This window comes from Micromonospora sp. NPDC049201, assembly GCF_055586805.1.
Window position 1 is genome coordinate 275,188 of record NZ_JBVJHM010000002.1, and the last position, 24,668, is coordinate 299,855.

Genomic DNA, 24,668 nt, shown 5'->3' on the forward strand with positions numbered 1-24,668 from the left:
TCAGCCCTTCATCTGCGCGACCGGCGGCGCGCTCTCGTCACCGGTGAGCGTCTTCTGCGCGGTGGCCGTGAACGCGGTGCCGCTGCCGGTGAGCTTGGCCTGGTACATCGGCTGGAGCAGCGCGTGGTCCTCGGCGCGGATCTTCATGGTGCCCTTGACGCCCTCGAACTCCCAGCCCTCAAGCGCGGTGACCATCTTGTCCACGTCGTCGCCGCCCTCCTGCACCGCGCGCACGACCATCTGCGCGGCGGCGAACCCGTCCGGGTGGAACAGGTCGAGCGTGCCGCCGGAGATCTTCGCCTTGGCGGCCTTGGCGGCCTCGGTGTCGCTGGCCCCGTCGAAGTAGTGCGACAGGAACGAGATCTTGCTGCCGGCCGCGCCGAACGTCGGCCAGGAGGCGCGGATGTCCAGCCCGGTGACGACCGTGGTGGCGGCGAGCACGCCCTGCTGGTCGAGCGTCTGCCACATGGCGCCGGCGGTGGTGCCGGCCCAGGCGACGAAGAGCAGGTCCGGCTTGGCGGCCTTGATCTGGCTGGCGAACGGCGTGAACTCGGTGGCGCTGGCCGGGGCGCGGACGCTGCTCACGGTCGCGCCGGCGCCGCCGATCACGGCCTTCACGGCGGCCTCGTTGGCGTCGCCGAACGCGCCGTCCTGCGCGAACACCACGACCTTCTTGCCGGCCGCGTCGCCGATGAACGACTTGGCGGTCACCACGTCCTGCCAGGACTGCCGGCCGGAGCGGAACGTGTACTTGTTCGCGCCGGTGACCGCGTCGGTGGCGGCCGGGCCGGAGATGAACAGCACCTTGTTCTGCGCCGCGATCGGGGCCACCTGGAGCGCCACCCCGGAGGAGGTGGACCCGGCGATGATCTTCGTGCCCTTGCCGATCAGGTCCTTGGCGGCGGAGACGGCCTTGGCCGGGTCGCCCGCGTCGTCGGCCTCGCTCAGCTCGATCTTCCGGTCGCCGACCTTGCCGGTGCCCTTGGTGGCGAAGTCGAGGCCGGCCTTGAACCCCTCGATGTACTGCTTGCCGTAACTGGCCAGCGGCCCGGACTGGGAGTAGACCAGGCCGACCTTGACCGGCGCGGCGTCGCCGCCGCCGGAGGCGGTGTCCTGCGGGCTGCCACACGCCGTGGCGGCCAGCGCGGCCGCCATCATCGTGGCGGCGGAAAGGAACACCCGTCGCGTGTGCCGGATCGTCATTGCGACTCCAGGTGAGGACAGGAGGATTGTCAGTTGTCGGCTCACGCTAGAAGTGACGTCACCCACGAGCTATGTGGTCGACGCACACAAGTGCCCGGGACGGGATGGCCGCACGTTACAACCCCGGACACCAGCACGTAACCCGGCCGACCCGGGATGGCCCGCCCCACCACGCGGAACGCGGCCACGGTGTCGCCCCCGCCCATCGCGCCCCGCGTACGCGCGGCGGCCCGGTCACCGGCCGACGCCAGCCCAGGACGGAGGTGACCTCGGGGCTGCCGGACGGGCCGCTGATCGGGGTCAGGTGTGCCCCGTTCGGGTCGAGCTGGCCGTTGCGTCAGGTGCACCACGTGGGCCACTTTCCCTCGCCGCCTTTGGAGCTGATAGCAGCAACGACTCACCCGCCGATCCTCGTGGCCCGACGCCGCACGCTGGCTCATAACAGAACCACCGCCGAGGATCCTTGGGAAGCCGCATCCGCGGCAGCGAAGAGGTCACGACCGCACGGCGGCGCAGCCTGAGTCGTTTCTGCTCTCAGCTCCAAAGGCACCAGAGCGAAGGGCTTCCCGGCGGGGACAGGCGGCACTTTACCCAAGGCCAATCGCCAGCGCTGCCACCTTCCGACGATGCGCGAACGATGCCCTACCGCCAGCCGAACGCGCGCCGAACGCGCGCCGAACGCGCGCCGGGGCGCCCGCGTGACGCGGGCGCCCCGAACGAGCCGACGAGCCAACGAACCGACTGGGCGTCAGCGGCCGGCGCGGGCGGCCACCGCCGTGTCCGGCTGGTCGGCGAACGCACCGTCCAGGCCCAGGTCGAAGAAGAGTTCGTACTCGGACGTGATGTCACCGCGCGCGTTCGGGTCGGCGCCGAGCCGGAAGTCGGCCGGCAGGAACTGGTTCTCGGCGCGGAACGTCCAGGCGTGCACCACCAGGTGCAGCCGGTGCGCGTCCCGGATCACCGAGGTCGGCGCCAACAGCCGGCCGGCGGCGTCGCGGGGCACGATCAGGTTCTTGTTCAGGCCGACGCCGTCGGCGTACCGGGACACCCAGGCCAGGCCCGCCGGGGTGGCCAGATCGGCGTAGGTCCGGCGGTCCCCGGCCGCGGTGAAGTCGTAGGGTGCGCCGGTCGCGTCCATGAGCTGCACCAGCCGCACGTCGGTCATCGTGTCGAGCTTGCGCAGGTTGGCGGTCTCGAAGCTCTGCACGAAGACCGGGTCGTCGCGGTGGGTCAGCTTGTTCTTCCGCAGCGTCGCGACCAGCGGCTCCTCCAGCGCCCGCCCGATCGACGCGAAGTAGGTCGGGTGCTTCGTCTCCGGGTAGATGCCGATGGTCCGGCCGCGCGCCTTCGACTCGGCCCGCGCCAGGTCGATGACCTCCTGGAACGTCGGGATCTCGAACTGGCCGTCGAACGCGGTGTTGGTCACCCGCTCCTGGGGCAGCCGCTCCTTGGCGCGCAGCGTCTTCAGCTCGGCGAGCGTGAAGTCCTCGGTGAACCAACCGGTCACCGCCACCCCGTCGATGGTCTTCGTGGCCCGGCGGGCCGCGAACTCGGGGTGGGCCGCCACGTCCGTCGTACCGGAGATCTCGTTCTCGTGCCGGGCGACCAGGACGCCGTCCTTCGTCGACACCAGGTCGGGCTCGATGAAGTCGGCGCCCTGCCGGATCGCGAGCCGGTAGGACTCCAGGGTGTGCTCCGGGCGGTAGCCGCTCGCGCCGCGATGACCGATCACGATCGGCCGTTGGGTCGCGCGGGGACGTTCGGCGCGCGGGTCCGGGCCGGCCTGGGCGGCCACGGCCGGCACCACCACGGCCGCGGCCGCGAGCAGCGCGCCGGCCACGCCGAGGGCAGAAAGGGTACGTCGCAACGCCGTCTCCTGTCGTCGATGGGTACGCACAGCAGACCCGGCGTGGTTGACGTCCAGTTGGTCGGTTCCTGACCTGCGGGTGAATCTCCGGACGGAAGATGACCTGGTGCGCCGCCTGCTCCGGAAGCCGGTCCGGCTGGTGCCGCTCGGATTCCTGGCGGTGATCCTGGTCGGCACCGGGCTGCTCATGCTGCCCTGGGCCACCCGTACGCAGCACTGGACGCCGTTCGAGACCGCGCTGTTCACGTCCACCTCGGCGGTCTCGGTGACCGGCCTGGCGGTGACCGACACCCCGAACTACTGGACCGACTTCGGGCTCGTGATGATCACCGTGCTCACGCAGCTCGGCGGCCTCGGCATCCTGACCGGCGCGTCCCTGCTGATCCTGGCCGTCTCCCGTCAGCTCGGACTGCGCAACCGGCTGCTGGTGCAGGCCGAGACCGCCGAGTTCGGCCTCGGCGACGTACGCCGGCTGCTGCTCCGCATCGCGGCCACCGTCTTCGTCACCGAGACGCTGATGACCGCCGTGGTCGGCGGGCGCTTCTGGCTGGCCTACGACTACCCGCCGGGGCGGGCGCTCTGGTACGCGGTGTTCCACTCGGTTCAGGCGTTCAACAACGGCGGCTTCGCGCTCTACTCCGACGGGCTGGTCGCCTTCGCCCGGGACCCGTGGGTGGCGTTGCCGCTCAGCGCCGGCGCGATCATCGGCGGGCTCGGCTTCCCGGCGCTGTTCGAGGCGTTCCGGGAATGGCGTCGGCCGGGCGGCTGGGCGGTCGCCACCAAGCTCACCGTCTGGGGCAGCCTGGTGCTCACCGTCGGAGGCTTCGGCTACCTGCTGCTGGCGGAGTGGACCAACCCGGACACGATCGGCCGGTTCGACGTGCCGGGCAAGGTGCTGGCGGCGTTCGCCCAGATCGCGCTGAGCCGCACCGGCGGCTTCGACGTGATCCACGTCGGGCACCTCACCGAGGAGAGCTACCCGATGCTCATCGCCCTGATGTTCATCGGTGGCGGCAGCGCCAGCACCGCCGGCGGCATCAAGGTCTCCACGTTCTTCCTGCTCGGCTTCGCCATCTGGGCGGAGCTGCGCGGCGAGCCGGACACCACGGTCGGGAACCGCCGGGTGTCCCCGGCCAGCCAGCGACAGGCGTTGACGGTCGCGCTGCTCAGCGTCGCGCTGGTGGCCGTCGGCACGGTCGGCCTGATCGCGATGGTCACGCACGTACGCCTCTACGCCGCGCTCTTCGAGGTCACCTCCGCGTTCAGCACCACCGGTCTGACCGTCGGCCTCGCCCAGCGGCTGTCGGCGCCCGGCCAGTACGTGCTGACCGCGCTCATGTACATCGGTCGGATCGGCCCGCTCACGCTCGGCTCGGCGATCGCGTTGAACACCCGACGACGTTTGTACCGCTACCCGGAGGAGCAACCCATTGTCGGCTAGACACGCGGACGACACCGGTGTCGTCGTGATCGGCCTGGGCCGGTTCGGCCACCACCTCGCCAGCTCGCTGACACGCCTCGACCACGAGGTGCTCGCCATCGACCGGGACCCGGCCCGGGTCCAGCGGTGGTCGGCGGAGCTGGACCGGGTGGTGCAGGCGGACGCCACCGAGGAGATGGCGTTGCGGCAGCTCGGCGTGGCGGACTTCGGCCGGGTGGTGGTGGCCATCGGCGCGTCGGTCGAGGCGAGCGTGCTCACCGTGCTGGCCCTGGCCGAGCTGGGCGTCCCGCAGATCTGGGCGCGGGCCACGTCGGACAAGCACGCCAAGATCCTGCACTCGGTCGGCGCGCACCACGTGGTGTTCCCGGAGGCGGAGACCGGTGAGCGGGTCGCCCACCTGATCGTCAGCCGGATGCTCGACTTCATCGAGTTCGGCGACGACTTCGCCATCGCCAAGGTACGGGTGCCCGCGCCGCTTGTCGGACGTGCGCTGCGCGAACTGTCCCCGCACCACCGGTACGGGGTGATGGTGGTCGGCGCCAAGCTGCCCGGCCAGCCGTTCCGTTACGCCGGGCCGGAGACGGTGCTGGCGCCGGAGAGCGTGCTCATCGTGGAGGGCAGCATCACCCAGGTGCAGCGCTTCGCGGCGCTGACCTGACCGGCGCGGACCCCCGACCCGACCGTCAGCCCTTCGGTCCCTTGCCGTGCCCACCCCCCTTCGGCTGCTTCACTTCCCTTTTCCCCCCGGCCCCTCCTTGCCCTTGGGCTTGGGCTTGGGCTTCGGCTCGGCCTTGGGCTTCGGCGCCGGCTTCGCCCTGGTCGGCCCGCTCTTCGCGGCCGGCTTGGCGGCCGGCTTGACCGGTGCCTTCGTCTTCGCCGGCGCGGTGGTGATCGGCACCGAGCCGGCGATGCCCGACACCTGCACGCCGCACGTGCTGTTGTCGAGCTTGAACTCCACCGGCAGCGTGTTGCTCCCGGTGTAGCGCCCGCTCAACGTGAGCTTCGTCGACGCGCCCGGCGCCAGCGTCGCGTCCGGTTTCGGGGCCGCCACCGACACGGTGCGCCCCACCTGCCGGACCGGCGGCTGCGCCGCGGTGACCGCCTGCTTGCCAGGGAAGCTGAAGCTCATCGTCCAGCCGCGCAGCTCCCGAGGGCCGGTGTTGGTCAGCGTCAGCTCGGCGGAGAAGTCCTTGCCGGTGTCGCGGCGCAGCGAGTAGTCGACAGCGCAGGGCACCGGCTCGGGCAGGCCCATCGACGCCTCGGTCGGCTCCACCCCGCCGCTGGCCGGGCTCCGCGACGTCAGCCCCCACATCGTCGCGGTCACCGCGAGCAGGCCGGCGGCGGCCACCCCGGCCTCCACCTTGCGCCGCCGGGCCGCCGCCCCCCGGGTCCGGGTGCGGATCGCCGAGTACGGCACCGCGTCGGTCGCCGCCGACCAGGGCAGGATGGTGGTGCCGGCGTTCGCCATCAGCGCCGGGTCGATGCCGCCGAATGCCGGTGACACCGGCACGATCGACGCGATCCCCACCGCCTCGGCGAGCGTACGGGCCACCTCGGCGGTCGGTGGGCGGTCCTCGGGACGCTTGGCCAGGCACCGCTGGACCAGCTCGGCGACCTGGCCGGGAAGGCCGGGCACCGGCGGCATCGGGTCCGGGTCGTGGTACATGTGCGCGCGCAGCATCTCGGTGGTGGTGCTGGCCTGCCACGGCAGCCGGCCGGTGAGCATCCGGTAGAGCAGCAGGCCGACCGCGTAGATGTCGGTGGCGGGCGAGACGTGGCCGTTGTCCAGCCGTTCCGGGGCCAGGTAGGCGGGCGTGCCGAGCAGCGCGCCGTCCGGCCCCTTGTCGCTCTCCCCCACCAGCGCCGAGATCCCGAAGTCGACGACCTTCACGCCGGTCGCGGTGAGCATCACGTTGCCGGGTGTGACGTCCCGGTGCACCACGCCCCGGGCGTGCGCGGTGGCCAGCGCGGAGGCGACCTCCGCGCCGATGGTCAGCGCCTCCCGCCAGGGCAGTTGCCCGTCCCGGCCGAGCCGGCTGCTGAGCGGGCCGCCGTCGACCAGCTCCATGACCACGTACGGCACGGTCAGCCCGACCTGGACGGACTCGCCGTAGTCGTACACGTTGGTGATGTTGGGGTGGCAGAGCCGCGCGGCGGCCTGCGCCTCGACGCGGATCCGGTGCCGGAACGCCTTGTCGCTGGCGAGCCGGGAGGCGAGCACCTTCACCGCCACCTGCCGGCCGAGCACCTCGTCGTAGCCGCGCCAGACCACCGACATGCCGCCGGCACCCAACTGCTCGACCAGGCGGTACCGCTCACCGAGCAGTTGCACGCCGTTCCTGACCGGTCCACCCATGGTCGGTGCAGTTGCCCGAAGTGGCCCCCGCTACACCTGAGCTGTCGGAATCGGTCAGAAACATCACCCGATCAGGCGGTCGCGAGGAGTTGGTCCACCGGGGCGTAGTCGTCCGTGAGCACCCGCGCGTCCCCGATCCACTCGGCGGTAGCCGCCTCGTCGAGCAACTCGGCCGGCTCTGGGAGCGGCTTCAGGCCGGGCGGGATCGCGGCCAGCGGCAGCGGCGCGTCCGAGGCGACGATCACGAAGTTCGCGCCCTGGCGGCCGTCGACAGCGCCCGGCGGGGCGATCAGCGCGACGTGGTCGAACACCGCGGAGACGGTGGCCAGCTCGGCCCGGATGAACCGGCCCGGCGGGTAGTCGATGACGTTCTGCACGTAGATCCCGTCCGGGCGGAGCACCCGGCGGATGTCGGCGGCCATCTCCCGGGTGGCCAGGTGCCACGGCACCACCAGGTGGCCGAACGCGTCGCCGACGATGAAGTCCCGGCTGTCGGTCGGCTCGGCGCGCAGCAGCACCCGGGCGTCACCCACCCGGGCGGTCAACTCCGGGCCGGTCCGCAGGCCCAGCTCCCGCCGGTCCAGCTCGACCAGACCACCGTCGACCTCGAAGACCAGGTTGTCGGTGCCCGGCCGGGTGGCGGCCAGGTAACGCGGCACGGTGAAGCCGCCGCCGCCCAGGTGCAGCGCGTCCATCCGCTGCTCCGCCGGCCGCGCCACGTCCGCGACCAGGCCGATCCACTGGGTGTACGCGTACTCCAGGTGTCTCGGGTCGGTCAGGTCGACGTAGGAGTGCTGGGCCGAGTTGAGGTAGAGCGTGCGCCCGTCCGTCCGGTCCGGGGCCGCCTCGACCCGGGCGCAGTGGTAGGCGGTCTCCACGTCGCACGGGTTGGGCGCCGCCGCGCTGAGCCCGGCGGCGGCGAGCCCGATCAGCGCCAGCGCCGCCTTGGCCCGGCCCGGCGTGGACAACGCCGCGCCGGAGCGTCGCCGCAGCCAGAACCCGAGCACCAGCCCGGTCACGCCGAGCACCGCGGCCAACGCCAGCACGATCACCGAACTGGGCAGCGCCGCCACCAGGATGAAGCCGGTGCCCAGCGTGGCGGTGATGCCGCCGAGCGTGCCGATGCTGGACAGCTTGCCGACCACCTGACCGGTACGGCGCAGGTCGGCGAGCTGGAGCTTCACCACCAGCGGGGTGATCCCGGCCAGCAGCGCGGCCGGCAGCAGCACGGTCAGCGCGGTCAGCAGCAGCACCGCGCTCGCCGCGCCGCCGCGCAGCGCCTCACCGGCGTACCTGACGATGGGCAGGGTGACCGCGGTGGCGATGCCGGCCAGCACCAGCGCCGGGGCGAGCAGGGCGCGTGGGTCCCGCCGGTCGGCGAGCCACCCGCCCATCCACGCCCCGTACGCGATGGCGGCCAGCGCCATGCCGATGACCGAGCTGGTCACCTGGAGCGTCACCCCGACGTACGGGCCGACCAGGCGTAGCGCGACGGTCTCCAGCACCAGCACCGCCCCGCTGGAGAGGAAGACCAGGAAGGCGGCCAACCCGTTCGGCAGGGCCCGGGGCAGGGCCGGCGTCTCGGTCGCCGGCGCGGTGACGGTGTCGGACGATGTGCTGCTCACCGTGGCGAGGTTACGCGGCGTTCCTGGCCGCCCGGGTCAGTACATCGAGATGTGAACATGGTTTGTGTGGTCGGCGGCCGGACTGCCGCCCCCGCTGTACGCCCGCCAACCGGTGTTCGGCATCCAGATCTGCCGGTACCAGATGACGTACATGATGCCGAGCCGGCCCGCGTTGTTCTTCGCCCAGTTGGCGAGGCTGTCGCCGTACGACTTGTCGCCGCCGGTCGCGGTCTTGTCCTCGAAGCCGCCGCTGGCGGCGGAGAAGTCACAGGCCCGTCCCTTGGGGTGTTCGCCGCCGCCGCCGCTGCGGTGGCAGGACGCGTACCGCTTGTAGCCGGCGGCCTGGGCCTGCTGGAGCATGTGCAGCGTGCGCGGCGTGATGCAGCCGTCGGCCGGCGTGGGGTCGCTGACCGAGCAGGACTCCGACGGCCACGACCCGTCCGAGTTGCGCGGCGCCGGCTTGGCCGACGAGGAACTGCCGCTGAACCCGGAGCCGGTGCCGGAGCTGACCTTGGCGAGCGCGACCTCGGCGTCCTTCTTCTTCCTGGCCAGCACGGCGAGCTGCTTCTGCTGCTCGCGCACCTCGGCGTCGAGGGCCAGTTTCGACTCGGTCGCCTCGGCCTTCGCGTCGGCCAGGTCACCGAGCCGCTTGCTGTCCCGGTGGGCCATCATGTCCAGCTCGGCGGCCCGGTGCAGGAAGTCGTCCGGCCCGGAGGCGGCCAGCAGCATCGACGCCGGGGTCAGCCGGCCCTGCCGGTAGGACTGCACGGCCACCTCACCGGCCTGGGCGGTCAGCCCGACCAGGCGTGCCTCGATGTCCTTGAGCTGGGCGGCCAGCGCGGTCTGCCGACGCTTGGAGTTGTCCAGCCGGTTCTTGGCCTCGATGTGGCCCTTCGCCGCGGCCTCCAGCGCGTCCCGGAGCTTCTTGCTGCCGCCCTCGTCGGGGGCGTTCGGGCTGGGCGCGGCGGCGGCCGGGCCGGCGGTGGCGAGGCCGGCGCCGAGCAGCACGGCCGTCGCGGCGAGCAGCGCGAGCAGCGACCGGCGGACGCGCCGGCCGGTGAGCCTGGTCCTGGGCACGTGAGGGTCCTTCCGTCGACCGCCGGCCCCCGATTCGACCGTGCGCGGCGGCGGCTCCACCGGCGCCGGGCGGCGGCCTGCTGGCGGAGACCGCCGGTCACGATACCGGACCGGACGCGCCGCGCCAGGCCGGTGACCACTCGGGACACGCGACGTCGACGCAGCGTGCCGCCGTCGACGCTCAGCGTGCCAGCAGCGCCGCGTACACCTCGTCCCAGATCTCCCCGCTGGCCGCGACCAGCAGGCCCCGGCCCTCGTCGGCCGGGTGGTAGTCGGTGCCGTCGAAGCGGCGGGCCACCCCGCCGGCCTCCCGCACCAGCAGCGTGCCGGGGGTGTGGTCCCACGGCAGCGTGCGCCAGAACAGCACGAACTGCTGCGCGCCGGTGAGCACGTCCAGGTATTCCCGGCCGGCGCAGTGCTGGCCGGGCAGCAGCTCGCCGATCCGGCGGCCCCCGGCCTCGACGTCGCGGCGGAAGTCGGCGGGCAGGAACTTCGTCATCGCGGTGCCGCGCAACGCGCCCACCTCGGGCACCGGCCGGTCGGGCCGGACGGGCGTGCCGTCCAGCCGGGTGCCCGCGCCGAGCCGGCCGGCCGCCATCGTGTCGTCGAGCGGGTCGTAGACCCAGGAGGCCGCCGGCACGCCGTCGGTGAGCAGCGCCACCATCAGCGCGAACGGCCGCTTCCCGGCGGCGAAGTTGGCGGTGCCGTCGACCGGGTCGACCAGCCAGACGTCACCACCGCCGCGCAGGTGCCGGAGCAGGCCCGGATCCTCGGCGACGCCCTCCTCGCCGACCACCACCGAGCCGGGACGCAGCCGCCGCAGCCCGTCGGAGATGAGCTTCTCGGCCTCGCGGTCGGCGACGGTGACCACCTCGCCGGGCGCCTTCTCGGAGATGTCGGACGGGTCGAGCCGACGGAACATCGGCACCACGACCTCGGCCGCGGCCTCCCGCAGCAGCCCGGCGACGTCGTCCAGCAGGGGGTCAGCCACGCGGCGGCAGCTTGACCACGCTGACGAAGAACTCGTCGATCTGGCGGACCACCGAGATGAAGCGCTCGAAGTCCACCGGCTTGGTCACGTAGGCGTTGGCGTGCAGCTGGTAGCTGCGCAGGATGTCCTCGTCGGCCTGCGACGTGGTGAGCACCACGACCGGGATCCGGCGGAGGTGCTCGTCCTTCTTGATCTCCTCCAGCACCTCCCGGCCGTCCCGGCGGGGCAGGTTCAGGTCGAGCAGGATCAGGTCGGGCGCCACCGCGTCGGTGTACTGGCCCTCACGGCGCAGGTACGCCAGCGCCTCGGCGCCGTCGGAGACGACCGTCAGGCGGTTGCGGAGCTTGTGCTCCTCGAACGCCTCCTGGGTCATCAGCACGTCGCCCGGATCGTCCTCGACGAGCAGGACCTCGATCGGGCTCTTGCCGTCCGCGGGCGCCGTCATCCGACCGTCTCCTTCATGCCACCGTTGGTTTCGTGCCGCTCCGCCGCCACGGCCGGCTCCTCGCTTGCCGCGCCGTCCGGCTGCCGGGCGACGTCCACCGGGGCGTCCTCGGCAGACCCGGCGGCCCCGGTCTCCTCCGCCGCCGCGTTCTCGGCCGCCTGCGCGGCCTCGACGTCGGCCTCCAGCGCGGGCAGCGTGAACCGGATGGTGGTGCCCTCCTCGGCGTCGGTGTCCACCCAGACCCGGCCGCCGTGGTATTCCACGATCTTCTTGACGATCGCCAGCCCGATGCCGGTGCCCGGGTACGCGTCCTTCGAGTGCAGCCGCTGGAAGATCACGAAGATCTTGTCGGCGAACTCCGGCTCGATGCCGATGCCGTTGTCCCGGCAGCTGATCTCCCACTCGCCGTCGACCAGCCGGGCCGACACGTACACCTTCGGCGGCACGTCCGGACGGCGGAACTTCACCGAGTTGCTCACCAGGTTGACCAGCAGGTTGGTCAACAACGGCTCCTCGCCGCGGATGGTCGGCATCTCGTCCCAGGTCAGCTCCGCGTCGGCGTACTGCCGGGCCGCCTCGGTCTGCCCGGCGACGTCACCCATCACCCGGTTCAGGTCGACCTCGGTGAAGCCGGTGGTGAGCCGGCCGATCCGGGAGAACGCGAGCAGGTCGTTGATGAGCCGCTGCATCCGCTGTGCGCCGTCCACCGCGAACGCGATGTACTGGTCCGCCCGCTCGTCGAGCTGCCCGGCGTAGCGCCGCTGGAGGAGCTGGCAGAAGCTGGCCACCTTGCGCAGCGGCTCCTGGAGGTCGTGCGAGGCCACGTACGCGAACTGCTCCAGGTCACGGTTGGAGCGGGTCAACTCCTCGGCCTGCTTCTGGAGCTGGTCGTTCACCCACTCGATCCGCTCCCGGGCCTGGCGCACCTCGTCCAGATCCTGGGCGATCTTCTGGCGCATCTGGTCGATGTCGTCGGCGAGCCGGCGGAACTCCGGCGGGCCGGAGCCGGAGATCCGGTGCTGGTAGTCACCCTCGGCCACCTCGCGCACCTGACCGACCAGCGCGGCCAGCGGACGGATCAGGATCCGGTCGAGCGAGACCAGCATGACCGCGCCGGCCACCGCCACCACCAGCGCCGCGACGATCAGCAACACGACCAGTACGTTGCTTGTCGAGTTGACCCGATCGGCAGCCTGCTTCCGAACGGTGAGGATCTCGTCCTGGAGCATGTTCACCGACGCCCGGATACCGTCGAACTGTTGCCGGGTCCGATCGGTGATCAGCGCCCGGCCGGCCGACGGGCCACTGCGTTCGGTGGTCGCTATCACCGGCTCGGCGACCTGGGCCCGCCACTGCGTCGCCTGCTGCTCGATCACGTCCAGCTCCCGGCGTACGGCCGGGTAGTCGGCGGCGAGCCCGCGGATCGACGCGACCAGGCTCTGCTCACGCTTCAGACCGTCCTGGTAGGGCGCCAGGTCCTTGCGGTCGCCGTTCACCGCGTACCCGCGTACCGAGGTCTCCTGGTCCAGCAGCGCGCTCATCAGCTCCTGCGCCTGGACCCGCAGCGGGCCGGTCCGGAGCAGCACCGCGTCGATGTTCTGCCGGTTCTTCGCGGCGACCGCCGCCTCCGCGGCGGCCAGCCCGAGCAGCAGCGCGAGGACCACGCCGAGCAGCGCGGCCACCCGCCGCCGCAGCGTCCACCCCTGCCGGTATCCCTGCATCAGCGGCCACCGCCCCGGGTGACCAGCAGCATCGCCACGTCGTCGGCGAGCGGTCCGCCGTTGATCTGCTCGGCGCGGCCGACCAGCCACGCGGGCAGCTCGGAGAGCGGCACCGCCCGGTTCGCCGGGTCGGCGAGCAGGCCGGTCAGCCCGGGCACGTCGAGCCGTTCGTCGCCGCCGTCGACCCGACCCTCAATGAGGCCGTCGGTATACATCAGCAGGGACCAGTCATCGGTGTCGAACTCCAGGTCGAAGGCAACGGGACGGCGGGGCCGGACGCCGAGCAGCAGCCCGCCCTTGGCCGGCACCGGGGCGACCTTACCGCCGCTGAGCAGCAGCGGCGGCGGATGACCGGCGAGTCGCACGGTGGCCCGCGCGGACGCCAGGTCGAGTCGGGCGGTGGCCACCGTCGCGAAGATCTCCTGGAGTCGGCGCTCGCTCATCAGCACCTGCTCCAGCGCGGGCAGCACCTCGTCGTCCGGCACGCCGGCCAGCACCAGCGCCCGCCAGGCGACGCGCAGCTCGACGCCGAGCGCGGCCTCGTCCACGCCGTGGCCGCAGACGTCGCCGACGATCAGGTCGATCCGGTCCGGTCGGGTCTGCACCACGTCGTAGAAGTCGCCGCCGATCAGCGCCGCGTGCCGGCCGGGCCGGTAGAACGTGTGCACCGACACCTCGTCGGTGGTCATCAACGGCTGCGGCAGCAGACCGCGCTCCAGGCGGGCGGACTCGGCCTGGCGCAGCTCCACCTCGCGCAGCCGGCGGGCGTTCACGTCGGCGCGCTTGCGTTCCACCGCGTACCGCAGCGCCCGGGTCAGCAGGACGCCGTCGACCTGGCCCTTGACCAGGTAGTCCTGCGCGCCTTCGGCGACCGCCACGATGCCCAGGTGCTCGTCGGAGCGGCCGGTCAGCACGCAGACCGCGGCGCCGCTGGCCATCTCCAGCACCCGGCGCAGCCCGTCCAGGCCCTGCGCGTCGGGCAGACCCAGGTCGAGCAGGACGCAGTCGACGCCCATCACCCGCTGGCGGGCCTCGCTGAGGCTGGTCGCGACCAGCAGGTCGATCATCGAGTTGGTCTCGGCGAGCAGCTCGCCGACCAGGAAGGCGTCGCCCTCGTCGTCCTCGACCAGCAGCACCCGCAGCCGCTCACCGGGCGGCAGGCCGCCGGGCAGCCCCGCGCCGGCCCGGGGCACGACGGCGGCACCCGGAACGCCGGTCCCCCGGTGCGGCCGGGCCACCGCCGCGAGTCGCGGGAGGTCGCTGGTGATGACGTACTCCTTCCGAGCGCCGTGGGCGATCCAGGCTAAGACAACCGGCCACACCCCACCCGACCGCCGTCGGCACAGGCGGTCGGGTGAGCCCGTCCACCCGGACAGCGACGCGGCCGACCCCCGATGTTACGCGGGAGCGAGACCAGTCCGGCAGCGCACCGACCGGGGAGTGCCGCCACGGCGGGCGGGGGTGCAGGATGATCCCCACCCCCGTAGATCCACCCCCCGAGGAGTCCCCGTGGGCGCACCCCCCACCCGCCCCGCCGACCGGGCGTTCGCCAAGCCCCGCCGCCGGCTGCCCGCCGCCGTCGCCGCGCTGGCCGCGCTGCTCGCCGTCGGGGCGGGCGTCCTGGTCACCCTGTCCACCCCGGCGCCGCGCCCGGCCGACGCGCCGGCCGGCGAGTTCAGCGCCGCGCGGGCGTACCGGAACGTCGAGGTGATCGCCGCCCGGCCGCACGTGGCCGGCAGCGCGGCCAACGACCGGGTCCGCGAGCACCTGGTCGGCACGCTGCGCGGGCTGGGTCTGGAGACCGAGGTGCAGGACGCGGTGGCGCCCGAGGCGGGGCAACTGTCCGGCGCGGCCGGCGGCGCGACGCTGGCCCGGGTCCGCAACGTGGTGGCCCGCCTCCCCGGCACCGACCCGACCGGCAAGGTCTTCCTGGTCTCGCACTACGACTCGGTGCAGACCGGGCCGGGCGGCAACGACGACGCGGCCGGCACCGCCACCATCCTGGAGGTGGCCCGCGCGCTGACCACCGGTCCGCGCCCCCGCAACGACGTGGTCTTCGTGCTCACCGACGCGGAGGAGGCGTGCCTCTGCGGCGCGGCCGGCTTCGCCGCCGACCATCCGCTCGCCGCCGACGGCGGGGTGGTGCTCAACCTGGAGGCACGCGGCTCCACCGGCCCGGTGATCATGTTCGAGACGTCCCGGAACAACGCGAAGCTGGTGGACGTGTTCGGCCGGGCCGCGCCGCACCCGGTGGGCACGTCGTTCGCGGTGGAGATCTACCGGGCGCTGCCCAACGACACCGACTTCACCGCCTTCTCCGACCGTCGCTTCGTGGGCCTGAACTCCGCCTACATCGACGGCGGCGCGATCTACCACACCCCGCTGGACGTGCCCGCCCGGATGGACCGGGGCAGCCTCCAGATGCACGGCGACAACGCGCTCGGCCTGGCCCGCGAGTTCGGCCGCACCGACCTCGGCGACCTGCGCGCCGGCCACGACGACACCTACTTTCCCGTGCCGGGCGGGCTGGTCCGCTACCCCGGCGGGCTGACCCTGCCGCTGGCGGTGGCCGCGCTGCTCGCGGTCGGCGCGCTCGGCTGGCTGCTGCGCCGCCGGGGCCGGGCCACCGTCGGCACGCTCGCCGCCGGGGCCGGGCTGGCCCTGGTGCCGGTCGTCGTGGCCCCGCTGGGCGCCTGGCTGCTCTGGGCCGCGATCACCACGATCCGACCGGGGTACGCCGAGCTGCTCGACCCGTACCGCCCGGTCTGGTACCGCCTCGCGGTGGTGGCGCTCGCCGCCACCGTGCTCCTCTGCTGGTACGCGTTGCTGCGCCGCCGCGTCGGCCCGGCCGCGCTGGCGTTCGGCGGGCTGCTCTGGCTGGCCCTGTTCGGCGTGCTGCTCGCCGTGCTCGTGCCCGGTGGGGCGTACCTGACGACCCTGCCGGCGCTGGCCGGCGCGGTCGCCGGCCTCGTCGCGCTGGCCACCCGCCTGGACGGCCCGTGGCCGGTGGTCGCGGTGACGCTGGCCGGCGCGGTCGCCGTCGTCATCCTGCTGCCCCCGGTGGTGCTGCTGTTCCCGGCGCTCGGCATGGGCATGGGCGCGGTGGCCGCGCTGGTCGCGGTGCTGCTCGGCCTGGCCCTGCTGCCGGTGGTGGACCTGCTGCACCCGCGCGCCGGCGGCCAGCGCGGCCTGCTGGCGTTGCGGGCCCGCCGCCTCGGCGCGCTGCCGGCCGGCGCGGCGTTCGTGGTGGCGGTGGCGCTCGCCGGGGTCGGCCTGGCCGTCGACCGCTTCGACGCCGCGCACCCGGTGCCCACCCACCTGATGTACGCGCTGGACGCCGGCTCGAAGAAGGCGGCCTGGCTCAGTCACGAGGACATTCCGCAGCCCTGGACCGACCGCTACGTCGACCGGACCATCTCGGTGGCCGACGACTTCCCCGGCCTGGGCGACGGCGAGCTGCGGGCCGGCCCGGCGCCGGCGGCGTCGCTGCCCGCGCCGAAGCTGGAGACGCTCGCCGACACCCGCGACGGTGACCAGCGCGTGCTGCGGGTGCGGGTCACGCCGCAGCGGACGGTACGGCTGCTCACGCTGCACGTGGACACGCGCACCGCCACGGTCCGGTCCGCCTCGGTGGCCGGGCGGGACGTGCCGGTGAAGGCGCGCGAGGGCCGGTGGGGCTTCGGGATCGTGTTCCACGCCCCGCCGCCGGAGGGCGTCGAGGTGACGCTGACGCTGACAACCTCGGCGGACACGGTCGACCTGCGCGCCATGGACGCCAGCGACGGGCTGTCCGCGCTGCCCGGCTTCCGGCAGCGGCCGGGGACCGTGGGCGTGGTCGGCTCGCACACCTCGGAGATGCTGGCGGTGGCCCAGACGTACGCGCTCTAGCGGGCCGTTCCGGGGGCGGGCACCGCGTGCTCGGCGGCGCGGCTGACCCGCTCCCAGCTCGCCCAGGTGTCCATCCGCCGGCGGGCGATGTCGAACGCCAGGTCGTACACCATGCTGCCGAGCAGCAGCAGCCGCAGCGGCGGGTCGTCGCTGTCGACCAGTCGCAGCAGAGCCTCGGCAGCCAGCCGGGGCTCGCTGTCGACCGAGCCGGCCGCCCACTGTCGGGCCAACTCGGCGCGGAGCGGCGCGTACGCCTCGATCGGGGGTGGTGGTCTTCATGCTGTCGTACAGGTCGGTCCAGTAGCCGCCCGGCTGCACGATGCTGAGTGTGACGTCGAAGGCCGCCGCCTCCATCGCCAGGGCCTCGCTCATGCCTTCCAGGGCGAACTTGCTCGCGCTGTACATGCCGGTGCTCGGGAAGCCACCGAGCGCGGCGATGCTGGAGACCTGCACGATGTGGCCGGACCGTTGGGCGCGCAGGTGCGGCAGCGCCGCCTGGCTGACCCAGAGCGCGCCGAAGAGGTTCACCTCGAACTGGGCGCGCGCCTCCGCCTCGGTGAACTCCTCGATCATGCCCATGGACAGGGTGCCGGCGTTGTTGACGACGATGTCGAGCCGCCCGAAACGCTCGACCGCGGTGGCCACGGCGGCGAAGACGGCCGCCCGGTCGGTCACGTCGAGCGTCAGGGCCAGCAGCCGGTCGCCGTGTCGCGCGTCGAAGTCGTCCGGGGTGACGGTCCGGGCGGCGGCCACCACGCGGTCACCCCGGTCGAGCGCGGCCTCGGCGAACGCGCGGCCCAGGCCGCGGCTGGCGCCGGTGATGAACCAGGTCCGCATGTCGGTGTTTCCCTTCGACGCATGAGACGAGACGGTCCGTCTCGCTGGTACGGTACCTCACATGACGCCGCCGAACACGGCCCGCCGGAGCGAGACCTCCCGCCGAGCCATCCTCACCGCGGCCTTCGACCTGTTGCGGGAGGTCGAGTACGCGAAGGTCACCATCGAACGCATCGCCGCCCGCGCCGGCGTCGGCAAACAGACCATCTACCGCTGGTGGCCATCCAAGGGTGCCGTCGTCTTCGACGCGTTCCTCATGCTCAGCGAAGGCGCCGAGGGTGAGCCGGTGCGGCTCCCGGACACCGGCGACCTGGCGGCCGACCTGACCGAGATCCTTCGCGCCACGGTCGCGGAACTGACCGACAGTCGGTACGAGCCACCGATGCGCGCGCTGGCCACCGAGATCGCGCACGACCCCGAGCTGGCCGCCACCTACGCCGAACGGCTGGACGGACCACTGCGGGAGGCCAAACGGCAGCGCCTGCGCAGCGCCCAACAGGCCGGACAACTCGCCGAGGACGTCGACCTCGACGTCGCGGTGGACCTGATCTGGGGCCCGCTGTTCCAGCGCTGGCTGCACCGCAGCGGACCGCTCACGACCGCGTACACCGATCGCCTCGTCGCCACCGCGCTCGACGGGCTGCGACCCCGCTGAACTCTTTCGGCCGGGATGTCGAGGACGGCCCGGCCGGCTTCTACCCCCGGGTGAAAGCTGGTTCAGGCAACCCGAGGAGCACAACCATGAGCAAGGTGACCACCGGCGCGACCATGTCCCTGGACGGCTACGTGGCCGACTCGTCGCACGGCGGCTTCGACCACCTCTTCCGGTGGTACGGCAACGGTGACGTGGCAGTGCCGACCGCCAACCCCGACATGACGTTCCGGACGTCGGCGGCCAGCGCCGCACACATCCGGGCGCTGACCGAGCGCACCGGCGCGCTGGTCGTCGGCCGCACGCTGTTCGACATCACCAACGGCTGGGGCGGCCGGCACCCGCTGGACATGCCGGTGGTCGTGGTGACCCACCGGGTGCCGGCGGACTGGGCGCCCGAAGGTGAGTCGTTCGTGTTCGTCACCGACGGCATCGAGCGGGCGGTCGAGCGGGCCCGCGCCCTGGCGGGCGGCAAGGAGGTCGGCGTGAACGCCGGGACGATCGCGCGGCAGGTGCTGGAGGCGGGGCTGCTCGACGAGGTGCACGTCGACCTGGTACCGGTGCTGCTCGGCGACGGGATTCCGTTCTTCTCCGGGCTGGGCATCGCGCCGGTGGAGTTCGACGGGCCGTTCCGGGTGGTGGAGGGCGTCGGCGTCACCCACCTGGCCTACCGGGTACGGCGACCGACCTGATCCGCTCTCGCCGAGGCTTCCCGATCACCACGAGGGCCGGAGCAGTCCGGAGGCCCGCCCGTTTGACGAAAATCGAGCGTCGGGCCACGGCGTCACCGCGCTCGTCGAGCTGATAGCCGTCGAGCCAGACCCACCCGTCGTAGGTGGTCCAGTCGAGCTGGCGGATGAGCCGGAACCGGATCGGGGCCATGAACTGCACGCTGGCCGCACGTCCGATGAACAGCATGTCACCAGCCTTCACCTCGCCCATGGTGCTCATTCCGTCTCCCCCGGCCAGTGAGCTCGACTGATCGGGACGCGGTGGCGGGCTCGGCACGGCAGGTCCGCTCCACATCGACAGACATAGCGCCATCTGGGCCAAGACCATACCGGCCGATGTCGGCGAGCAAGCGTGAGCGCAACGGCTGCCAGATACTCCCCGTATGAGACGGATTGCGCCATGGGTCCACGATCCCGCCCACCCGATGGTCTAGTCAAGTAGCTATATCCAAAAGGATAGGTCCGATCTACCTACGTTCGGAAGCGTGGACCGTGGGCCAGGCCGTCTGATGGGGCCGTACGAGATCGCGCAGCGCCTCGGCGTCTCGCGACAGCGGTTCCAGCAGCTCGCCCGGTACCCCACCTTCCCGAAGCCGTACCAGGAGCTTCGTGGGATGAAGGTGTGGCTGGCCGAGGAAGTCGAGGCGTGGATCAAGGAACACCGCCAGCCCCGGCCCACCGACGAGGACACCCCGGCTTAGCCCGCCACCGTCGACACCCCCCAACTCCCCGTCCCCGCCTTCCAGCCACAGGCAGACTGGGCGCTCCTCCCGCCCTTCGCTTAGCGCAATGCGCAACCGTCGGGAGCGCTGGCCTGTAGCGACTTTGAAGCCGTCAAGCAACGCTTAGGCGCCAGCAGATCCGCCAAGATCGACGAACGCACAAGTCGAGATAGCCTAGTCAAATATTTGACAGCACTTGAGATCGGCAATCAAATCCACGAAGCTCAGAGGATGCACGCGCACCGCCGAGGTGTACTCTCTCCTGCCGCAGCAGGTTTCACACTCGGGGCCCTCGGTCTATTCCTCGCCCTCCTGCTAGGCCCAGTCGCTGAATGGTCCACATCAGATGACAAAGAGCGCGCTTCTGCAGTCAATAGTACTCGTCAAACCTTTTTGGCCGCCACAGCCGGAACAGCGGCCGCTATTGGTTTAGCCTTCACGGGTGGAACCTACTACTTGAGTAGGCGAGGTCAGCAAGCCGACCGTTATATTAAAGCAATTCCTCACCTCGCCTCGGAGCGGCTTACCGAACGCTTAGGGGCGATCCACGCCCTCGAACATCTTATGCGAGAATCGCCAGTAGACCACTTGACAATCATCGAAGTGCTCACAACCTTCGTCAGGGAGGCTACTCGGATAACAACGGGGAGCATATGCAATGGAAAGCCAGTATCCGCAGACGTCCAAGCTGCCCTAACGGTTCTAGGAAGAAGGAACCTTGGGCCAAGGCCGGAAAGGCTTGACTTTTCGCTCACGTGCCTCCGAAAAGCAGACTTGAAAGGTTTAAGTTTCCAGGGTTCAGATTTCACAGGCGCCTGCCTGGAGGAGGCCGACCTCTTTAGCGCCTCATTCCAGAGCGCTACTTTGACTGGCGCCTGCATGCAACGAGCCGACCTCTCAAATATCGATCTTAAGTGGGCCCACATGGCGGGTATCAACCTGCAACAAGCGAACCTCTTCGCTGCAGATCTGGTGGGCAGCATCCTTACTCGCGCAAGAATGCAGGAAGCGTCACTCCTCGGAGCAGACATGAGACGAGTCAACCTGCTTCAAGCCCGACTTCACGGATCCAATTTGAACAGCGCCGACCTCTCTGAGGCGGGTCTTGTAAGCGCACAACTTCAAGCAAGCCGACTGGTGGGAGCCAAGCTGCGTCATGCGAGCCTCCGGACTGCACGGCTCGACCGGGCCGATCTAACAGGTGCTGACTTTACCGGCGCAGAGATGACTGACTGCAAGATGCTTGATGCAGTAATCGACGGAACAATTTTCGCGGATGCGAATTTAGCCTATGCGCAGCTGAACCAGGTCAACCCTCAAGTCTGGCCGATCTTCCAAACGGCTAATGCATCTAGCAGTGATCAAGCGGACCGGGTCCGACGGTGGAAGCAGCTCAGCAATGAAGAGCGATCACGAAACATCCGCTTCGCAGCACAGTGCAGGCAACGAATACGAAATCTTGTTTTCAAGCTAGAGGATTTGGACGACGCCGGCATATGGCCACGCGAGCACGACGGCCGCTCTTTGCAGAACTTGGTCTTCGAGGTTGCCGCATGGGCGGACAGCCTCCCAGATGTCGGGTTTGCTGAGGAGTGGATATCAAACCTCCAGCGCATTACTGATCAATGGTGGCCGAGTTACCCCTACTCCGTCGGTGATCTGTACCGACAGGTCCGCAGTATTAGTCGAATTGTAAATAATTACCTTTCAGATGACGTGATGGCCGATGACCCCACCTCCACTGGCTATCAGGCGCACACTTCCGCTGAAGATTTCGGGGCCACCTCCCGCGAACGACGAAGGACGTCACTCTTTTTTGAATAGGCGTTGGTTTCGGCAGGTCGGAGGGGTGACACGCAGCGCATAGGGCCACGAGCTTAAGGTACCGCCGTCGCGACTCCCTCTGGCTCGCGCAATCCCGATCTGATGCGGCGGCGCTGCCTGGCGGTGGACCGCGTCTCTGAACACGGCGAAGTGGACGAATATGAGTCGCCGGCTCTAGCTTCGCTCGTTACGCTCCGCCGCATGCGGCTGGCGAAGATCACCCCCGACAACTACGAGGCGGCTCTCGCGCTGTCGGTACGCCCCGACCAGGAGGATCTGGTGGCGCCGGTGGTCAAGTCGCTGGCCGAGGCGTACGTCTTCCCCGAGCACGCCTGGCCGAGGCTGGTCTACGACGGTGATCGGCTGGTCGGTTTCCTGATGGCGTTCTTCGACATCCCGTGGGGCGACAACCCGGACGACCTGCGGGCCGGGCTCTGGCGGCTCAACATCGCGGCCGACGCGCAGGGCCACGGCTACGGCCGGTTCGCGGTGGACGCGGTGTGCGAGGAGATCCGGGCCCGGGGCGGCAACCGGGCGTACGTCACCTGGGAGCCCCGCCCCGGCGGGCCGGAACCGTTCTACCTGAAGCTGGGCTTCCGCCCGACGGGTGAGCAGAGCGGCGGTCAGACCGTCGCCGTCCGGGACCTGTAGGCGCCTCCTTGATGTCGGCCCTCGCTGACATGATCGCGGGCGTGGGCATTCTCTGTGACTATTTCTCCGCTCCCACCGATGAGGCAGCCGCCGCGGTCGCCGACGTCCTGGGCGGCCCGCGCGCCGCATCCGATCCCGGGTTCGAGGTCGTCGAACTGAAAGGGATCGAACCGACCGTGCAGCTCGGCACGCTGGAGTCGCTCCTGACCGGCGTCGACTACGACGTGGTGACGCGGAACCCGAGGTGGGGAAAGGCCGCCGCGGTCCGCGATGACGGTGAACTGCTCGTCATCTCGCTGACCGACGAGTTGCACGTCGCGCTGGCCGCTGCCTCGGAGAGCCGGCTCCGTGAGGTGGCCGCGCCATGGTCGGAGACCGAGGAGTTCTGGGGGCAGGCCGAGCCGTCGATCCTGGCCGAGGCCCTGATCGAGTTTGCGGGCCTGGCTCGGCGCGCCACGGCCCGCGACGAGCGGCTCTACTGCTGGGTCTGTGTCTAGCCGGATGAGCGGGCGCTACTTCCAGCGGTATTGATCTCGCTTCTGGACGTAGTCCATCAGAGCGGGCGACTGCGCCTCGGACCTGTGTTCACACCTAGCATGGATGGTCAGCGATGGTCACGGCTTGTCCTCGTTTGACGGCCCGGAGACGGCATGATCTTGGTCTTGATGAGCCCTCATGTGGTGCCGTCGGTTGCAGTACATCGCTGCCGCACTGCCGAGAAAGCAAGGCTTGCATAGGGGTTGGATGATGCAACCATGTCAGCTTTTTGGTCTGGGGTCCTCAGCGCTCTTCTTGGCGGCTTAGTTGGCGGGATCTTCACTGCTCTCGCCGCTAAGGCCCAAGTTGCGGCTGTTGAGCGAACAGCCAAACTACAGGTGGCCGCAAGCCAAGAGGTGGCAGAGCGGCAGGTACGCTCAGCGTTCGAAACTGCCTCTTACCAGATGCGGCAGGCCCACGAGCAGCAGCTCGCACTTCTGCAGGAAGAGCTTAAACAGCGAACGGTCTTGGAGGTGGCCGAGACCGTGGAGGCCCTGCACACAGAAGCAATCGACCTAACTAAGGACGGGCCCGGCGTAAAACACACCTGTCACCTTGAGGACGTATACCCGTTCTACAGGTCCACAGCACGGAAGCTCTATCGCTTCCATTGGCTATACGACCCGATTCTTCCGGAGACCGTCAAATCAGCTCTTGACCCGCTAACGGATGAAGTATTTTCTTTTACAAAGGATGGCCTAGAGGCAGCCGCGAGGGAAATGGCCGCAGCAAGTAAAGGCAGAGACACGTGCGGCTATTGTGCGCTCGCAACCAATTGGTCCGATGCGTTGTGGGAGACAACCACCGAGATTTCGCAGACGCTGGCACACAAAAAGCCATAATTGGTAGCCACCACCGGGAGTGACCGGAGCCGGCAGGCGGGGCACCAGGCCACCGCTCTGCCAAAGTCGCACCCACCTCACCTACTTCATTGGTGCAAGCCATGCGAGTAGACATGACCACCACCGGACTGAGTTCGGGCCGACCACCGTGATGCTGGCACGGGCTCGCGCGGCTCTCGATCTCGGTGACAGTCGTAACGCGGTCGAATGGCACGAGGAGGCAATGCTCCGTGACGGCTGGCGATGGTTGGCCGCCGAGCATCGCGCCGGCCATCTCGTGCACGTCGCGCGTGCGTACCTTCGGGTCGACCGACCAGCTCAGGGGGCCCGCGCCCTGGCCGACGCGTTCCGGATCGCGCCCGAGGAGTTACGTCACCGTCCAGCCGCCCGCGCGACGCTCGCCCAGGTTGTCCGGGATTCCTGTGCCCCCGCCACAATCATCCAGCTCGCCGCGACGCTCGGGGTGGCTTGATCGACACCAGCTCGGGGAAGTGGCTGGGTCCGGGTGACCGGGATACCGCCACCTCGGCGAAGCGGAGTTGATCAAGCGCGAGTGGATCAAGCGCGGGCTACTTCCAGCGGAAGTGGACGAACAGGCGGCCGAAGTTCTTCGAGTCCTTCTCGACGCGGTGGTAGAGCTGCTTCACGTCCTTCTGGTCGAGGAAGCGCAGCACCTTCTTCTTCAGCGCGCCGGAGCCCTTACCCGGGATGATCTCCACGAGCGTGGCCTTCTTCGCCACCGCCTCGTCCATGATCCCGCGCAGCGCGCGGTCGATGTCGTGGCCTTTGTTGTAGATGTCGTGGAGATCGAGCTTCAGCTTCACGAGTCCATCCTAGGTACGCCGAAGGGCAGCCCACCCGGGCTGCCCTTCGGGAGAACTAACGACCGACCCGGCTCTCCACCCGCTTGAGGGCGGTGGTGTAGTCGGCGTTCGTCGAGTACATCGCCGCCGCGATGCGCAGGTGCCGCAGCGCGTCGGCCGGCCGGTTCATCCGCTCCAGCGTCCGGCCCAGCACGTGGTGCGCGTAGTGGTCGCTCGGGTCCCGGTCGACCAGCTCACGCAGGTGCTCCTCGGCGCGGTTGAGCTGCGCCGACTGGAAGTACGCCCGGGCCAGCAACTGCCGTACCGAGGAGTTGTCGGGCTCCGCCTCGATGATCGGCTCCAGCAGCCGGGCCGCTCCGGTCGGGTCCCCCGAGTCGAAGAACATGGTCGCCCGCCGGTACTCCGCCAGAAGGTCCACTCGACCCACCTCCTCG

23 protein-coding genes and 1 pseudogene are annotated in these 24,668 nt (G+C 70.5%); 11 read left to right on the forward strand and 13 right to left on the reverse strand.

What is annotated here, in order from left to right; all coding sequences use genetic code 11:
- Complete coding sequence (locus ACZ6O5_RS05060; protein ID WP_465974506.1) at positions 1-1,203, reverse strand: substrate-binding domain-containing protein; 1,203 nt, start codon at positions 1,201-1,203, stop codon at positions 1-3.
- Positions 1,204-1,951: 748 nt separating this feature from the next.
- On the reverse strand, positions 1,952-3,070 hold the full coding sequence (locus ACZ6O5_RS05065) for a glycerophosphodiester phosphodiesterase (RefSeq protein WP_465974507.1): 1,119 nt from the start codon (positions 3,068-3,070) through the stop codon (positions 1,952-1,954).
- Positions 3,071-3,176: 106 nt separating this feature from the next.
- Here ACZ6O5_RS05065 and ACZ6O5_RS05070 point away from each other — a divergent pair, with 106 nt between their 5' ends.
- Positions 3,177-4,511: a TrkH family potassium uptake protein gene (locus ACZ6O5_RS05070; RefSeq protein WP_465974508.1), complete on the forward strand. Its 1,335-nt coding sequence runs from the start codon at positions 3,177-3,179 to the stop codon at positions 4,509-4,511.
- A complete protein-coding gene (locus ACZ6O5_RS05075) occupies positions 4,501-5,169 on the forward strand; it encodes a potassium channel family protein (protein ID WP_465974509.1) in 669 nt (222 codons plus the stop codon). Before ACZ6O5_RS05070 ends, ACZ6O5_RS05075 begins: the two co-directional genes overlap by 11 nt.
- Before the next feature lie 69 nt (positions 5,170-5,238).
- On the opposite strand, the gene ACZ6O5_RS05080 is transcribed toward ACZ6O5_RS05075, so the two are convergent.
- The 7 genes from ACZ6O5_RS05080 to ACZ6O5_RS05110 all read right to left on the reverse strand — a co-directional run bounded on the left by ACZ6O5_RS05080 (position 5,239) and on the right by ACZ6O5_RS05110 (position 13,919).
- The gene (locus ACZ6O5_RS05080) at positions 5,239-6,867 is read right to left on the reverse strand and encodes a serine/threonine-protein kinase (protein WP_465974510.1); all 1,629 of its coding nucleotides are present in this window, start codon (positions 6,865-6,867) and stop codon (positions 5,239-5,241) included.
- A 71-nt stretch (positions 6,868-6,938) separates the two neighbouring features.
- Positions 6,939-8,492 (reverse strand): fused MFS/spermidine synthase, encoded by a 1,554-nt coding sequence (locus tag ACZ6O5_RS05085; protein WP_465974511.1) that lies wholly within the window; start codon positions 8,490-8,492, stop codon positions 6,939-6,941.
- Positions 8,493-8,528: 36 nt separating this feature from the next.
- Positions 8,529-9,569, reverse strand: a complete 1,041-nt coding sequence (locus ACZ6O5_RS05090; protein WP_465974512.1) for a coiled-coil domain-containing protein — start codon at positions 9,567-9,569, stop codon at positions 8,529-8,531.
- A 181-nt stretch (positions 9,570-9,750) separates the two neighbouring features.
- A complete protein-coding gene (locus tag ACZ6O5_RS05095; RefSeq protein WP_465974513.1) occupies positions 9,751-10,560 on the reverse strand; it encodes an inositol monophosphatase family protein in 810 nt (269 codons plus the stop codon).
- Positions 10,553-11,005 (reverse strand): response regulator, encoded by a 453-nt coding sequence (locus tag ACZ6O5_RS05100; RefSeq protein ID WP_343444947.1) that lies wholly within the window; start codon positions 11,003-11,005, stop codon positions 10,553-10,555. Before ACZ6O5_RS05100 ends, ACZ6O5_RS05095 begins: the two co-directional genes overlap by 8 nt.
- On the reverse strand, positions 11,002-12,726 hold the full coding sequence (locus ACZ6O5_RS05105; RefSeq protein WP_465974514.1) for a sensor histidine kinase: 1,725 nt from the start codon (positions 12,724-12,726) through the stop codon (positions 11,002-11,004). Before ACZ6O5_RS05105 ends, ACZ6O5_RS05100 begins: the two co-directional genes overlap by 4 nt.
- Complete coding sequence (locus tag ACZ6O5_RS05110) at positions 12,726-13,919, reverse strand: PP2C family protein-serine/threonine phosphatase (protein ID WP_465974515.1); 1,194 nt, start codon at positions 13,917-13,919, stop codon at positions 12,726-12,728. Before ACZ6O5_RS05110 ends, ACZ6O5_RS05105 begins: the two co-directional genes overlap by 1 nt.
- Positions 13,920-14,235: 316 nt before the next feature.
- Here ACZ6O5_RS05110 and ACZ6O5_RS05115 point away from each other — a divergent pair, with 316 nt between their 5' ends.
- Positions 14,236-16,614, forward strand: a complete 2,379-nt coding sequence (locus ACZ6O5_RS05115) for a M28 family peptidase (RefSeq protein WP_465974516.1) — start codon at positions 14,236-14,238, stop codon at positions 16,612-16,614.
- Here the strand turns inward: ACZ6O5_RS05115 and ACZ6O5_RS05120 are convergent.
- Positions 16,611-17,451: pseudogene (locus ACZ6O5_RS05120) on the reverse strand (SDR family NAD(P)-dependent oxidoreductase). The gene ACZ6O5_RS05115 and the pseudogene ACZ6O5_RS05120 overlap by 4 nt on opposite strands.
- Before the next feature lie 61 nt (positions 17,452-17,512).
- Here ACZ6O5_RS05120 and ACZ6O5_RS05125 point away from each other — a divergent pair.
- Both ACZ6O5_RS05125 and ACZ6O5_RS05130 read left to right on the forward strand, forming a co-directional pair.
- Entirely contained in the window at positions 17,513-18,106 is a 594-nt protein-coding gene (locus tag ACZ6O5_RS05125; protein WP_465974517.1) for a TetR/AcrR family transcriptional regulator, read from the forward strand.
- 86 nt (positions 18,107-18,192) lie between these two features.
- Positions 18,193-18,795, forward strand: coding sequence for a dihydrofolate reductase family protein (locus tag ACZ6O5_RS05130; protein ID WP_465974518.1), 603 nt, complete (start codon positions 18,193-18,195; stop codon positions 18,793-18,795).
- On the opposite strand, the gene ACZ6O5_RS05135 is transcribed toward ACZ6O5_RS05130, so the two are convergent.
- Positions 18,758-19,045 carry a hypothetical protein gene (locus tag ACZ6O5_RS05135; protein ID WP_465974519.1) on the reverse strand — a complete coding sequence of 96 codons (288 nt, stop codon included), beginning with the start codon at positions 19,043-19,045 and terminating at the stop codon, positions 18,758-18,760. The genes ACZ6O5_RS05130 and ACZ6O5_RS05135 overlap by 38 nt on opposite strands.
- A 274-nt stretch (positions 19,046-19,319) precedes the next feature.
- Here ACZ6O5_RS05135 and ACZ6O5_RS05140 point away from each other — a divergent pair, with 274 nt between their 5' ends.
- The 6 genes from ACZ6O5_RS05140 to ACZ6O5_RS05165 all read left to right on the forward strand — a co-directional run bounded on the left by ACZ6O5_RS05140 (position 19,320) and on the right by ACZ6O5_RS05165 (position 23,882).
- Positions 19,320-19,535 (forward strand): helix-turn-helix transcriptional regulator, encoded by a 216-nt coding sequence (locus ACZ6O5_RS05140; RefSeq protein WP_465974520.1) that lies wholly within the window; start codon positions 19,320-19,322, stop codon positions 19,533-19,535.
- A 585-nt stretch (positions 19,536-20,120) separates the two neighbouring features.
- Positions 20,121-21,380, forward strand: coding sequence for a pentapeptide repeat-containing protein (locus tag ACZ6O5_RS05145; protein WP_465975028.1), 1,260 nt, complete (start codon positions 20,121-20,123; stop codon positions 21,378-21,380).
- A gap of 201 nt (positions 21,381-21,581) precedes the next feature.
- Positions 21,582-22,031, forward strand: a complete 450-nt coding sequence (locus tag ACZ6O5_RS05150) for a GNAT family N-acetyltransferase (protein WP_465974521.1) — start codon at positions 21,582-21,584, stop codon at positions 22,029-22,031.
- Positions 22,032-22,060: 29 nt separating this feature from the next.
- On the forward strand, positions 22,061-22,528 hold the full coding sequence (locus ACZ6O5_RS05155; protein ID WP_465974522.1) for a hypothetical protein: 468 nt from the start codon (positions 22,061-22,063) through the stop codon (positions 22,526-22,528).
- Between the two features lie 258 nt (positions 22,529-22,786).
- Positions 22,787-23,410, forward strand: coding sequence for a hypothetical protein (locus ACZ6O5_RS05160; RefSeq protein WP_465974523.1), 624 nt, complete (start codon positions 22,787-22,789; stop codon positions 23,408-23,410).
- Between the two features lie 148 nt (positions 23,411-23,558).
- Complete coding sequence (locus ACZ6O5_RS05165) at positions 23,559-23,882, forward strand: hypothetical protein (protein WP_465974524.1); 324 nt, start codon at positions 23,559-23,561, stop codon at positions 23,880-23,882.
- A gap of 97 nt (positions 23,883-23,979) precedes the next feature.
- Here the strand turns inward: ACZ6O5_RS05165 and ACZ6O5_RS05170 are convergent, their stop codons facing one another.
- Positions 23,980-24,234, reverse strand: coding sequence for a Smr/MutS family protein (locus ACZ6O5_RS05170; RefSeq protein WP_013288724.1), 255 nt, complete (start codon positions 24,232-24,234; stop codon positions 23,980-23,982).
- Positions 24,235-24,289: 55 nt separating this feature from the next.
- A complete protein-coding gene (locus ACZ6O5_RS05175; protein WP_396769716.1) occupies positions 24,290-24,652 on the reverse strand; it encodes a tetratricopeptide repeat protein in 363 nt (120 codons plus the stop codon).
- Positions 24,653-24,668: the final 16 nt, after the last annotated feature.

What these genes read in the sequence shown, in the direction of transcription:
- ACZ6O5_RS05060 (WP_465974506.1), bottom strand. Translation starts at nt 1,203, where the DNA reads ATGACGATCCGGCACACGCGACGGGTGTTCCTTTCCGCCGCCACGATG.
- ACZ6O5_RS05080 (WP_465974510.1), bottom strand. Translation starts at nt 6,867, where the DNA reads ATGGGTGGACCGGTCAGGAACGGCGTGCAACTGCTCGGTGAGCGGTAC.
- ACZ6O5_RS05100 (WP_343444947.1), bottom strand. Translation starts at nt 11,005, where the DNA reads ATGACGGCGCCCGCGGACGGCAAGAGCCCGATCGAGGTCCTGCTCGTC.
- ACZ6O5_RS05105 (WP_465974514.1), bottom strand. Translation starts at nt 12,726, where the DNA reads ATGCAGGGATACCGGCAGGGGTGGACGCTGCGGCGGCGGGTGGCCGCG.
- ACZ6O5_RS05125 (WP_465974517.1), top strand. Translation starts at nt 17,513, where the DNA reads ATGACGCCGCCGAACACGGCCCGCCGGAGCGAGACCTCCCGCCGAGCC.
- ACZ6O5_RS05130 (WP_465974518.1), top strand. Translation starts at nt 18,193, where the DNA reads ATGAGCAAGGTGACCACCGGCGCGACCATGTCCCTGGACGGCTACGTG.
- ACZ6O5_RS05135 (WP_465974519.1), bottom strand. Translation starts at nt 19,045, where the DNA reads ATGGGCGAGGTGAAGGCTGGTGACATGCTGTTCATCGGACGTGCGGCC.
- ACZ6O5_RS05145 (WP_465975028.1), top strand. Translation starts at nt 20,121, where the DNA reads ATGCGAGAATCGCCAGTAGACCACTTGACAATCATCGAAGTGCTCACA.
- ACZ6O5_RS05150 (WP_465974521.1), top strand. Translation starts at nt 21,582, where the DNA reads ATGCGGCTGGCGAAGATCACCCCCGACAACTACGAGGCGGCTCTCGCG.
- ACZ6O5_RS05155 (WP_465974522.1), top strand. Translation starts at nt 22,061, where the DNA reads ATGATCGCGGGCGTGGGCATTCTCTGTGACTATTTCTCCGCTCCCACC.
- ACZ6O5_RS05160 (WP_465974523.1), top strand. Translation starts at nt 22,787, where the DNA reads ATGTCAGCTTTTTGGTCTGGGGTCCTCAGCGCTCTTCTTGGCGGCTTA.